Source organism: Paenibacillus oceani (genome assembly GCF_014705615.1).
Classification (GTDB): Bacteria; Bacillota; Bacilli; order Paenibacillales; family NBRC-103111; genus Paenibacillus_AB; species Paenibacillus_AB oceani.
Map to the genome: position 1 here is coordinate 18,679 of NZ_JACXJA010000069.1, position 11,588 is coordinate 30,266.

The window sequence follows — 11,588 nt, forward strand, 5'->3', positions numbered from 1 at the left end:
CTTTACTATCGAAAGTATACTTGATATACTATCGATATGAAAAGGAGGATGATTTCATGTTTGTTCCAGGATTTACGGTCTGGTATAACGTCAGAGACATTGAGCAAAGCTTGGCGTTTTATACCGGGAAGCTTGGTTTTGAACTGCTTTTCCACGATCCCGATTCCGGCATGGCTATGGTCAAGACGAACACCGACCAATGCGTAATCGGATTTTCCCAGGCGGAGGAAGTCGTTCCTTCCACCTCGTCGACGGTGTTTGATGTCAGCAACATGGAAGACGCCGTACATACCTTGAAGCAACAAGGCGTGACGTTTATCGGGGATATCGAGACGATTCCGGACTTCGTCAAGCTGGCGACGTTTACCGATCCGGACGGACATTCACTGATGCTTTCGGAGCAGCTCGTCGAGCTTTGAGCAAGGAACGGAAAGTAATCGAATTGTCGCAGGAGCTGTCGGGGCGATGGGTCATCCCGATCCTGCTCTCCCTCGAAACCAGCGGAGGGCGGTTCACGCCGCTTCAGAACAAGCTGCAAATCACACCTGCGCGGCTCAGCGACAATTTGAAGCAGATGAGCGAAGCGAGCCTCATCGATCATTTATCCCCCTATGAGCGACGCCATCCTTTACTGCCGGAATACCGGTTGACGGAGAAAGGCAGGCTTTACCGGGAAGCGGCCCAATCGATCCGGACGGCCGATAGGCAGATCGGACACGATTTGTCCGCCAAAGCGTGGAATGTGCCGGTGCTGATCGCGCTCCATTACCAGCACGACCGGTTTCAGGATATCCGCCGCGCCCTGCAAGCCGTCACGCCCCGCATGTTGTCCGCTCGACTGGACGAGCTGTACGGCGCCGAGCTGATCCGCAGACATGTTACCGAACAGCCCCGGCCATCGTTTATATACGAGCTGCCCCCTCTGACCGGCAAGCCGATCGACCGGATGACTTCCGAGCTATGCTCTCTCGTATGACTATGCGTTAAATCATAAAAAACCAGGCCGTTTCTGGCATTCGCCAGCGTCACGACCTGGTTTTTGTTAAGGTTTAGGCACCGCTGGAAGCCGTGTCGAGCGATTCTGCGGAGGACTCGGCGGACTTGTATTTCATAATCGGAATCATCGCCAATGCGCCGATCAGAAACAAGATCCCGGCAACCGTAAAAATCGAGACGAGCGGGTACGCGTTTTTCAAAGCGCCGGCAAACGACATCGACAGTACCATCATCCCCATGAACAGCGGATTGAGCACCCCGTTCACCCGGCCGACGATCGAGGCGTGAGACCATTTGAGGATCATCGTGCTAATCCCGATATGGATACACGGGAACACGAGCCCGTTCACGAATTGGGTAGTCAGCGTTACCGGCACGCTGGTCGAAAATCCGACGATCACCGTACACAGCGCACTGGCCGTCATGCCGATCGCCAGCAAGACTTGCGGCTGGACGCGTTTAGAGATCGCCGCGATGACCCCGCCTCCGATCAGCATCGCTCCGCCGTTTACCATCAGCATGTACTGCAGAAATTTCTCCGGCTTGCCCAGCCGCTCCGTTACGATGAACAGGTTGAGCGCCTGAGCGAGACCGACGGCAAGCCCTGCGAGCAGAAACGATACGCCGAGCATCCGCAGCACCCGGCTTTTCCACACATAGCTGAACCCTTCCACAAACTCTTTGCGAAACTGTCCTTTGCCCGCTTCCGCCGCAGGCTTGACCTTGTCTTTAGGCAGCCGAACGAGCACCAGCGCCGACAGCAAAAATACGAAACCCATCACCGCGACGGATACTTCCAGTCCGAAGCTGCTGTAAAAAAACGTTCCCAGCATCGGCCCAAGCACGAGAAATATCGCCATCAGCGATTGGAACAACGCCATTCCCTGCTGCAGCTGCTGCTCGGGGACATGCTCCTTGAACAGACGCATGCCCGACGGCTGGGAGAATTGCGACAAAATCGCCGAAATGAATGTCACAAAGTACACCGACTGCCAAGAGCCGAAATGGATCGCAAACAGGACGACGAACACGGATACGGCGGACAGCAAGTCGCACCAAATCATCGTCCTTCTCGGCATCCAGCGGTCTGCAAACGTTCCGCCAATGAAGGAAAAGACGAAAATCGGCGCAAATTCCGCCACGCTGATCAGCGATATCGCGTACGGATCGTTGTTCGTTCGCTCCGCAACGTACAGCAATATGGCGAAGTTCCGCACCCATATGCCAATCTGCAGAAGCACATTCGATAAAATAATAGTTTGTATAAACCGGTTGCTAAGCAACCCCGGCGCTTTTCCGGCACCTTGTTCCGAAACCAAACGTTCCACACTCCTCTAAAGCCGCCGATTACGGCAGCCCGTAATTGATCACGAATCCATTACTCCTTTAAGGCAAAAAATGCAGCCCGCAATGAGGCATAGGCCGCCGGCCATGCCTTTTTCCTCATAGGACAAGCTCTGAAATTGCCTCTTTCAAACGGACTCGGACTTTCGACTCTTCCCATTAAACTTCAATTACCGATCATTTTCATCCGCAAGTTTTTCCTAGCCACCCTTCCGGCATTTTTCCGCCTTCTATCATAACCCGATTCCGGCTCGTCCGTTTCTTAAGGATTGCTGAATTTGCTTGCTTTTTCGATTAACCATGGCTTGATCAAAGGCAAAACAACAGCCGGCTGCATCGCTTTGGAATGATCCATGCCGCTTCCCTCGATCCGCTCGATTTCCCAGCCCAGCTCTACCAGACGCTCTTTGTTTTTGGCCAGCAGTCCGGCGATATCCACCGTCACATTACCGAATCGGCTCCCGTATACGATCGTATCCTGTTCTCCCGCGAAGGCCAACCTTGGAATGGTCAGCTTGTGCTGAACGGTCCGATCGTCAAAATCAGCCAAGCTTTGGTACAAAGTCATAAATTGCTTCGAAACATTCGGATCGATCGTAATGGGGACGTTATCCCAGTCGATATGGTCCGGATCCCAGGACTCGTTTGCCGGTTCGTCAGGCCGACTCCCGGCATGTTGCCGCTCGCTACTCAGCGCCTGTTCGTACGTTTTGACAGTTACCGTCGTCATTTCGCGGTACGGACCTTCATACGGCGGGAAACCGCCCATGATGAAACTATCGAGCCGATCGGTCCGGAGGGCTAGCTGCAAGCCAACAAGCGCGAGCCAGGAATAACCATAGTAGCTGAAGCGGTCGACCTTCATGCTGTCGGCGATGCGCAATAAATCGTTGACGATAAGTTCCGCGGTCAAAGCATCCGGATTCGGATGGGCGAACAAATGACCTTCGTAATCAAAATATAAGACGCGAAACGAATCGTTTAGCCCTTCGACAAAGTGCTGCCCGAACTCCGGATCGATCCCCCACATGATTAAATGCTCGGCTTCCGGGCCGGTCACCGTTTTTTTAGCGACAGGCAGCATTACCGTCCCGCCCGCAACATTTCCCGTCAGGCCGACTTCAATCTCCGAGCCGTCCGTCAGCTTTACCCGCTTGATCACCTTCACCACTCCCTCTGCTAATTCTCCCCCCTATCATATAACATTAACGCAATCTTTCGGTTGGACTCGTCCATCTGCTTGATTTGCCTGCAATGTTAGCGTTTAATATTGTTGTAGGAGTTGAAGGTTATACTTGAAGGATGTGAGCCTCGAATGGAACCGGTCTGCACGCCGAAGCAACTTGCCGATCAATTAAAGGTAAGCACGACAACCTTACGGAGGTATGAGGATCAAGACTTGATCCCCGACGTCCCGAGAACGGACAGCAACCGCAGAGGGTACCGGGCTGTTCACGTTCAAGCTTTTGTCTCCATTCGGGCGCTGCTGAAGGGGTTTGGCATTCCTGTCGTTTATGAAGTGATGAGGAAGGTGAAGGCAGGCCGTGAAGTGGAAGGGCTGTGGTTGCTCAACCAGCAACTGCATGACAGCCATGTCGAGAAACAAAGAGTGGAATCGACCTTGACCCTGTTCAGGCAAACCGACCTTTCCGTGTATCGGAATAAACCGGTAACTGATTCGATGACGATCGGGGAAGTGGCGGAGATCTGCGGAGTCCGGACGTCCGCGATCCGGCATTGGGAAAAGGAGGGCTTGATCCGGTCGGAGAGAAACCTGCAAAACGGATATCGGGTGTTCTCCTCCCGCGAATTAAGGAAGCTGATTGTAATCAGCAGCTTGAGAAAAACCGTCTTTTTTATCGACAGCATGAAACAGCTGCTTCATGACCTGGATACGCAAAACTTGGCGAGCGTAGAACAATCGTTCCAGCTGGCCCTGGACAAGTTGAATGTACGCCTAACCGCTCAATACCAAGGAATCGCCGAACTGATGAACTATATCCAAAGGTTGACCCTGCACCAGCAACAAGGCCCGAGTTGAAGAGGTTAGGTGCGGCGTGTGTATTCGTTTTCGAGAATGCCCATAATTACTAGCGACTCATAAGTACCTTGAACCTGAATACAATCTCGCAGCACTCCCTCGACCACGAATCCTGTTTTCTCGTAGAGCAGCCTTGCTATGCGGTTATGCGCTTTGACGTCCAGTCATAACCGATGTGCGCGCAAAGTCTCGAACACATACGTTTGAAAGAAGCGGATCGCTTCTTTACCGTACCCGTTCCCTTTTTCAGTTATTGCGATTCGCGTCAGTTCTACACAGTTATTCGGGTTGGTTATTCCTGCAGCTATGATATAACCGACCGCCCGGCCTTCCAGGTCCGTAATCACCATATGAAGATGATCCTCACTATCCATCGCTTCGAGATGCTTCTCCCGCGGCCAGGTAATAACGTAGGGGCGGTTCTCCGGATGTTGTTCGGCTTGTTGAACAAAGACCAAATCGTCCTCGTTTGTTTTTCTAAATCGTATTCTGCCGGATTCCGTTACTATGACATGGGACATCAATCAAACACCTCGTTTCGGCATCGATAGTACATATCCGCTTATAGGAGTCATCTGATCATCTTCCTTACTCCAATCTCACAAGCTTCATACAGTAAAAGCGGATACTCGGGTAACGTTCGTATGCCTCGATCGCCTCCAGCCTCCATTTCAACTCGCCGAGGATATCAAGCAGCTCTTCTTTCCGGTGATACTTCACCAAATCCATATACATCAAATGTCCGCCCGGCTTCAACATAGCGGAAATGGCAGTGAACGTTTTCCGGTATGCTCCGATCTCGTTAAGGGCCGATCCGATCATCGTTACCAGGTCATACTCCATACTTGGCAGCGGGCAAGTTAAAAAGTCATCACACCGAACGGCCGACGGATTCGGATGCCCCTCCCGCTTTTGCCTATACGTAAAGCTCTCGCATATGCCCGGATCGATATCGATGCTCGTCAACTGCCCGTTGCCTTGCAGGAAGTATCCTAAATAATCGTCCCATTCGCCAACTCCGATTCCGATATTGCAAGCTTTCATACCTGGAGCCGCCTCAAACTGTCTCAACAAAAAATCCCGCGTCTCCAGCTCCAAGTACAGACTCTTCGGCGACATGTTCCATTGGTACGCCTCCGGTTCCCGCATGTTCAAATAATATTTCAGCAGTTTTTGATCGTCCATGGGATCTCCTTCCTCGTATGGGATAGACGGGTTATACTTGTTCCAGTTGATACGGTTCGCCAGTTTATGGAGACAGCTTCTCGTCTGCACGTTCTCCCATATCCGATTCTCCCGGTTTCCAGCCTCCTACAGTGATGTTGGATAGCTTGTCTCCTATGAACCAAGCCAATCCTGAAACACATAACACTCCTCCAGCAATTGGTCTTCAATATGAATTCGGCAGCCGGCGAATGCGGCGAGAAGCTGTTCAGCCGCCAGAAGTGTATACGGAATCGACCATATGGTTTCTTCCGGGTGCCATCGTCTTCCGGGAATGGATCTGATCCGGCCGATCCCTTCCTTGTCAAAAACAAGGAACTTCACAGCGAGGGTTGCGTCATTTCGGATGAATACTTCAATTTCCAAGAGGCTCACCCCTCCATTGTAACATTATTCCAGCTAATCGGTTAAGAAAAACCGTTCGGCCGCCGCTGGAGGACGGTCCATGGACGTGCAACTACATGGTTGAGCGTGGAAAAGATCGTTTCCGGGACTTCAACCACTCCAAAAGATGAGAACGTGTGACATCTCTCTCCAAATCAGCCGGTATCCCGTAAACCTCTATGTTGCGAGCAGGTTATGTTCGCCTTCTCCAAATCCTCTGCGTGGCGCGGGCTCAAAACATAATAAGAGTCTCTTATGCCCTCTATTTCCGGCATATGGGGATGTCCGGGACAAATAGAAGCGGTTTGCACCCCTTATTTCAGCCATCAGGTGGGGAATGCGGTCTTTTCGCGCATATTAACAGCCCCAAACCGCTCCTATTCCGTGTCCAAACGGGATTTCGGACCAAATAAAGCGTACAAACCGCTCTTATTTGTGTTCCTACCCAAGCCATACGCCAGGGATACGGGGTCGAGCGACCGCAATGCACGGTTTGCCGCACTTGCTGGCACGTTAACAACTCAAATCGATCCATCGAAGCTAACTCCCCAATGCAGGGGCAGTTTTCTTAGTTCCGAATGCTTCGGCAAGCCGTAGCGAGCGAACTTGACCTAATAAATCGCCAACCAAAAAGGGAGGCATCCCAAGTCTAAAAAAGACTTGGAATCCTCCCGATGCTTTCGGCTTTTTTCCTATAACTATCATACGCTACTCTATGCTGCTCGTAAACGATCATCGTTCCCGCACACCGCGTAAGCGTCCAACGTCTGACCAGCGTCTGACCATCCGGCCACTCGGCCTCCCGCCCGCCTTCCCCTCCCGCTTATAACCGGCCGGCTCCAACCGCCAGCGCCTCCCGGATCACTTGACCGAGCCGCCGCACCCCTTCGCGGATTCGCGCTTCGTCCATATTGGAGAAGTTGAGCCTCATCGTGTTTTCGTGACCGCCGTTCGGGAAGCAGGATCCGCCCGGTACGAATGCGACCATCTGCTTCAAGCTGCGCTCCAGCAAATCCCTCGCGTTAAGATGATCCGGCAGTTGGACCCAGGCGAACAACCCTCCGGCCGGCTTCGAGAACCGGACTTCCTCCGGCATTTCCTCGCGTAACGTTTCGATCATAACGTCCCTGCGTTTTCTATAGACGTCCACGATCCCTTCGATATCCTTATCAAGATCGTATTCGTTCAAATACAGATCGAGCTCGCGCTGAACGACGGTGGAGGTTTGCAAATCCGTCGCCTGCTTGAGCAGCACATATTTGGTTATCACCTCTTGTTCTCCCGCAACCCAGCCGATCCGGTACCCCGGGCAGAACGTTTTGGAAAATGTGCCGAGATGAATCACCCGGCCTTCGCGATCGAGCGACAACACGGTGGGCACAGGGTCGCTTTCGAACCGCAGATCGCCGTAAGGATGATCCTCGACCACAGCCACCCCGAACTCGTCGGCAAGCCGCACGAGCTGTTCTCTCCGTTCCAGCGACCAGCAACGGCCGGTCGGATTTTGAAAATCGGGCACGACATAAATCAGCTTGATCTTCGGTACCGTCTGCAGCAGCTTGCGCAGATGATCCGGGTCCATCCCGAACTCGTCCGTCTGCACCTCCACAAACTTGGGGCGATACGTCGTAAACGCTTGAATCGCTCCCAAATATGTAGGACTTTCACACAAGACGACGTCCCCTTCGTCCAGAAACAGTTTCCCTGTCAAATCCAGTCCCTGCTGAGATCCGCCTGTAATCAAAATATTTGCGGCTGTCATGGAAACGCCGAACTTGCCGTTCATCCGGCGGGCGATCTTCTCGCGCAGCGGCGTATATCCTTCGGTCGTGGAATATTGCAGAGCCTGCATCCCTTGCTCGCGGATGACACGGGCGGCGATTTTCTCTATTCGTTGGAGCGGGAACAATTCGGGGGCAGGCAGTCCGCCCGCAAACGAGATCATCTCCGGCTGTTCCGTCACTTTCAAAAGCTCGCGAATGTCGGATGCTTTGATCGAAGCCATCCGGGTTGCATATCGTAAAGACGTAGTCATAAGAAGTGCCTCCTGCCATCTATGAATATTCAATTCCGGTGGATGTTCAAAAAGTCCGCTTTTGATCACGAAGCCGATCATGAAGCCTTCTCGACATCGAATATGGAATGCAGCCGGAACTTCCGGTGCTCACGTAGCTCCGCTCCTTATTTCCTTGCTTCATCCCATCTTCTCGGTGCTGAAAACCGGACTTTTTGAACTCGCATGCATAGTGAATCAAACAATCGGTATCGTTCCTTCCTGTTCGCGCTCTCCGGTAACTTCAGGACCTTCCATCGCGTCTTCCACCGCGGCGCATAAGCGCCGGATGCCTTCGCCGATCCGTTCTATGTCCGCACGTGCGAAGTTTAATCGGATATAGGACCCTTTAGGTTGTTCGGCAAAAAAAGGCGCGCCCGGGATATAATCGACCCCGCGATCCGCGGCTCGCACCGCCAGCTCCTGAACGTTAACACCGCCCGGCAGCCGCAGCCACAAAAACAAACCGCCCATCGGAACATCCCACTGCATCCCCGGTACCGCATAACGTTTCAGAGCAGCGCACATCTCGTCGCGTCTTGCCCGGTACAACGTCCGGATTCGGGCGAGATGTCGATCGACCGCGCCTTCGCGGAGCGCGGCGTCCAGCAGCTTTTGAGCAACCGAGTTTGTATGAAGGTCGTTCAGCTGCTTCATTCGTCCCATCACTTTCAGAATCGGCTTCGGCGCCGCAATCCATCCAATCCTCATGCCCGGCCCCAGCAGCTTGGAAAACGTGCCGATATACAACACGTGCGCATGCTCATCCATCGCTTTGATCGGCAGCGGGCTTTTCTCCCCGTAAGCAAGCTCGCCATATGGATCTTCCTCCACGATCGGCGTACGGTATCTATACGCGAGGTGCAGAAGCGACTCTCGGACGGATGCATCCATGAGCCGGCCGGACGGATTCTGATACGAGGGGATGACGTAAATGAACTTCGGCCTGTAGCTTCTAAGCAGCGATTCCATCGCATCCAGTCGCAGCCTTCCGTCCTCGTCGACAGGTACTCCGATCACGGTCGCTCCAGCGGCGCGAAACGTCTGAAGCGCGCTGAAGTAAGTCGGCTCCTCCGCCAACACGCAATCGCCCGGCGAGAGCAGCGTTCGCGCGATCAGATCCAGTCCCTGCTGAGCCCCTGATAAGACGATCACTTCCTCCTTCGGGCAACGGATGCCGCGATCCCGCATCCGGTCGCATAACGCCTGGCGCAGCGACGCCCTTCCCTCGACGGGACTATGCAGCATAACCTCCCCGCGGTCCTCGGTGAACAGCCGGCCCGCCATCTGCTGCAGCTCCTCCAGCAGTTCGGGTTCGGGCAAAGGAACGCCGACGCCGAACGATACTGCGTCCTGTCTCTTCGGGAGCGCCAGCAAGTCGCGAATGAGCGATGAACTTTCGGCAGCCGCCTTGGCGGTCAGCATCGGTTTCCAGTACAGCGGAGCCGGAGCCGAGGCGGAGTCCGTTACTTCACCGGCCCCTTCGTCCGTTTCCTCAGTCTCCAGGACGATCGTGCCGCGCCCGACAAACGATTCAACCAGTCCGGCCGCCTTTAATTCGTGATACGCATTCAATACCGTGCTGCGATTGAGGTCCAGCCGCTCCGCAAGCTTCCGTTCAGGAGGGAGCCGATATCCCGGGGGCAGCAGCCCGGTCACGATCCGGTCGCGGATCTGCTGCTTGATCTGCAAATAAATAGGAATCGGGCTAGCCCGGTCAATGATAATATTCATGGAATACGGGCACCCCCTCGAAATACACCGTTAATGGTTCGCTCCAATTTAGTTTATCACAGTAAAATGCTTTGAAAAGAGCCAATTGGACTGCTATATCAACCAACCATTTTTTGCGAGGTTATCCATTCGCTAGAACAACCTCCTATTCATTCAGTCCAGTTCGGACGCACACCGTCGCACGGAGCCCGCCATTCCCAAACAACAAAAAAGAACCGCATTGAAGACGGTTCATCATTTTATTAATTGTATTAATAGTTAATGTTATTAAAGAATCGATGACCAAGCCGGCATTCCCTTCCCATTTAGAGAAATTAGGGACAAGCCTGATTCAGATTAATATTTTCATAAATTTATCGGCGGATGCGCCGGGTTCCATCGCAAACGAAACATGTACCGATTTCCCTGACGGATGCTCGAAATATTGCCCGTTCAGCTCAAAACCTTTCTGCCTGGCCGTCCGGTACAGCTTCGGAAACGTTTGGGCAGCCGCGATCGCCGCTTCTTTGGCGGAGTAAGCATGGAGGACGACCGGTTGTTCCTCGGCATACACTTTCATGACTACATGATAGCTCCGGGCTGACGACTCTTCAACGTAAAGTTCATAATCCAGGTCAAACGCGTGGTATACATTCCCCATATGAAACCATCCTTTCTCTGTACGTTTACTAGGTTCGACAACCGGAGCGGTTTGTCCTTCTGCCGGAAACGAAAAGAAGCTGCATCCCGGCTTGACCCGGAACCAGCTTCGTCTTTGTTTATTTGAAACGTTTGATAAAGTCTACCGCTTTGCGGATATCCACTTCCGGCTGATCGCCGACTTCGCGTTCAATCGTCAAATACCCGGTGTAGCCGATATCAACAAGTGCTTTGAAATAAGCGTCGAAGTCGACTTTTCCTTCTCCGAGCGGAACTTCCTTGAAGATTTCCCCGGAGCGGACCATCTCGGCGATTTTGCCGTGATCCATCGGCTCGTAGCCGATGGCCCCGTAGATTTCGCGAGGGTCGACTTCTTTATAACGGACGCCGTCTTTCACGTGCGTATGGACGATATAATCTTTCAGCGTATATACTCCTTGCACCGGATCGTCGCCGGTAACCATGACCATGTTCGCCGGGTCGAAGTTGACGGATACGCCTTTGCTCGACAGCGTGTCCAGGAAGCTTTTCAGATGAGCCGACGTCTCCGGTCCGGTTTCGATCGCGAAATAACCGCCCATGCTGCTCGCATATTGGCTGAGTTCTTCGCAAGCCGCTTGCATCGTGTGGAATATTTCTCCGCTATGATCGTGAGGCACGATGCCGATATGCGTGGTGACGATGTTCGTGCCAAGATCTTGAGCCAGATCCAAGATCCGTTTCGATTTTTCCACCTTGGCCGGGTTAGCCTCTTTATCCTGAAAGCCGTGTCCGCCCAAGTCGCCGCACAATGCGGATATTTCAAGTCCAAGCGAATCGATATAGCTTTTCAGCTCGCGTCTGGCCGCCGGGGACAAATTCTCCGGGTCCATTTCACCTTTAACCGCGTAAATTTGGACGCCTTCCGCGCCAACCTCTTTCGCCTTTTTCAAGCCTTCGCGTACGCCAATGCCGAAGCTGTCAACGATTACACCGATTTTGTTCGTCAGTTTCAACCGAAATCTCTCCCTTAATCGTAATTCTTTCTCTCTCATAAGGCGGCATACCGGCACAGAGCCGATATCCGGCAAAAGTCTCCTAATTGGTAACTACTTAGGTACCTCAAAAAAGATGGTTTGAATGATGGGAAATTTGTGTAATGAAAAGTAATGGAACTATTTTTTAATAGGAGCG

At 52.8% G+C, this 11,588-nt stretch carries 11 protein-coding genes; 3 read left to right on the forward strand and 8 right to left on the reverse strand.

Annotation, left to right across the window (positions count from 1 at the left end):
- The first annotated feature begins 56 nt into the window (after window positions 1–56).
- Together IDH45_RS32850 and IDH45_RS32855 are read left to right on the forward strand one after the other, a co-directional pair.
- Complete coding sequence (locus IDH45_RS32850) at window positions 57–419, forward strand: VOC family protein (RefSeq protein ID WP_190932384.1); 363 nt, start codon at window positions 57–59, stop codon at window positions 417–419.
- Complete coding sequence (locus IDH45_RS32855) at window positions 416–976, forward strand: winged helix-turn-helix transcriptional regulator (RefSeq protein ID WP_190932385.1); 561 nt, start codon at window positions 416–418, stop codon at window positions 974–976. The genes IDH45_RS32850 and IDH45_RS32855 overlap by 4 nt, the downstream gene beginning before the upstream one ends.
- A 73-nt stretch (window positions 977–1,049) precedes the next feature.
- On the opposite strand, the gene IDH45_RS32860 is transcribed toward IDH45_RS32855, so the two are convergent.
- Window positions 1,050–2,315, reverse strand: a complete 1,266-nt coding sequence (locus IDH45_RS32860) for an MFS transporter (RefSeq protein WP_223837233.1) — start codon at window positions 2,313–2,315, stop codon at window positions 1,050–1,052.
- Window positions 2,316–2,602: 287 nt separating this feature from the next.
- Window positions 2,603–3,502, reverse strand: a complete 900-nt coding sequence (locus tag IDH45_RS32865; protein WP_190932387.1) for an alpha/beta fold hydrolase — start codon at window positions 3,500–3,502, stop codon at window positions 2,603–2,605.
- Between the two features lie 153 nt (window positions 3,503–3,655).
- Between IDH45_RS32865 and IDH45_RS32870 the strand changes: the two genes are divergently transcribed.
- On the forward strand, window positions 3,656–4,381 hold the full coding sequence (locus tag IDH45_RS32870; protein ID WP_190932388.1) for a MerR family DNA-binding transcriptional regulator: 726 nt from the start codon (window positions 3,656–3,658) through the stop codon (window positions 4,379–4,381).
- Between the two features lie 164 nt (window positions 4,382–4,545).
- Here the strand turns inward: IDH45_RS32870 and IDH45_RS32875 are convergent, their stop codons facing one another.
- The 6 genes from IDH45_RS32875 to IDH45_RS32900 form a co-directional block, all read right to left on the reverse strand.
- Entirely contained in the window at window positions 4,546–4,902 is a 357-nt protein-coding gene (locus IDH45_RS32875) for a GNAT family N-acetyltransferase (protein WP_223837234.1), read from the reverse strand.
- A 67-nt stretch (window positions 4,903–4,969) separates the two neighbouring features.
- Window positions 4,970–5,566, reverse strand: a complete 597-nt coding sequence (locus IDH45_RS32880; protein ID WP_190932389.1) for a class I SAM-dependent methyltransferase — start codon at window positions 5,564–5,566, stop codon at window positions 4,970–4,972.
- Window positions 5,567–6,812: 1,246 nt separating this feature from the next.
- Window positions 6,813–8,024 carry an aminotransferase-like domain-containing protein gene (locus IDH45_RS32885; protein WP_190932390.1) on the reverse strand — a complete coding sequence of 404 codons (1,212 nt, stop codon included), beginning with the start codon at window positions 8,022–8,024 and terminating at the stop codon, window positions 6,813–6,815.
- 216 nt (window positions 8,025–8,240) lie between these two features.
- Entirely contained in the window at window positions 8,241–9,776 is a 1,536-nt protein-coding gene (pdxR, locus tag IDH45_RS32890; RefSeq protein ID WP_190932391.1) for a MocR-like pyridoxine biosynthesis transcription factor PdxR, read from the reverse strand.
- A gap of 331 nt (window positions 9,777–10,107) precedes the next feature.
- Window positions 10,108–10,416, reverse strand: a complete 309-nt coding sequence (locus tag IDH45_RS32895; RefSeq protein WP_190932392.1) for a hypothetical protein — start codon at window positions 10,414–10,416, stop codon at window positions 10,108–10,110.
- 118 nt (window positions 10,417–10,534) lie between these two features.
- Window positions 10,535–11,410: a sugar phosphate isomerase/epimerase family protein gene (locus tag IDH45_RS32900; protein WP_223837235.1), complete on the reverse strand. Its 876-nt coding sequence runs from the start codon at window positions 11,408–11,410 to the stop codon at window positions 10,535–10,537.
- Window positions 11,411–11,588 lie beyond the last annotated feature (178 nt).

Bases quoted from the DNA above. Each gene is read 5' to 3' on its own strand.
- IDH45_RS32885 (WP_190932390.1), bottom strand. From the start codon at position 8,024: ATGACTACGTCTTTACGATATGCAACCCGGATGGCTTCGATCAAAGCA.
- IDH45_RS32880 (WP_190932389.1), bottom strand. From the start codon at position 5,566: ATGGACGATCAAAAACTGCTGAAATATTATTTGAACATGCGGGAACCG.
- IDH45_RS32850 (WP_190932384.1), top strand. From the start codon at position 57: ATGTTTGTTCCAGGATTTACGGTCTGGTATAACGTCAGAGACATTGAG.
- IDH45_RS32870 (WP_190932388.1), top strand. From the start codon at position 3,656: ATGGAACCGGTCTGCACGCCGAAGCAACTTGCCGATCAATTAAAGGTA.
- IDH45_RS32875 (WP_223837234.1), bottom strand. From the start codon at position 4,902: ATGTCCCATGTCATAGTAACGGAATCCGGCAGAATACGATTTAGAAAA.
- pdxR (WP_190932391.1), bottom strand. From the start codon at position 9,776: ATGAATATTATCATTGACCGGGCTAGCCCGATTCCTATTTATTTGCAG.
- IDH45_RS32895 (WP_190932392.1), bottom strand. From the start codon at position 10,416: ATGGGGAATGTATACCACGCGTTTGACCTGGATTATGAACTTTACGTT.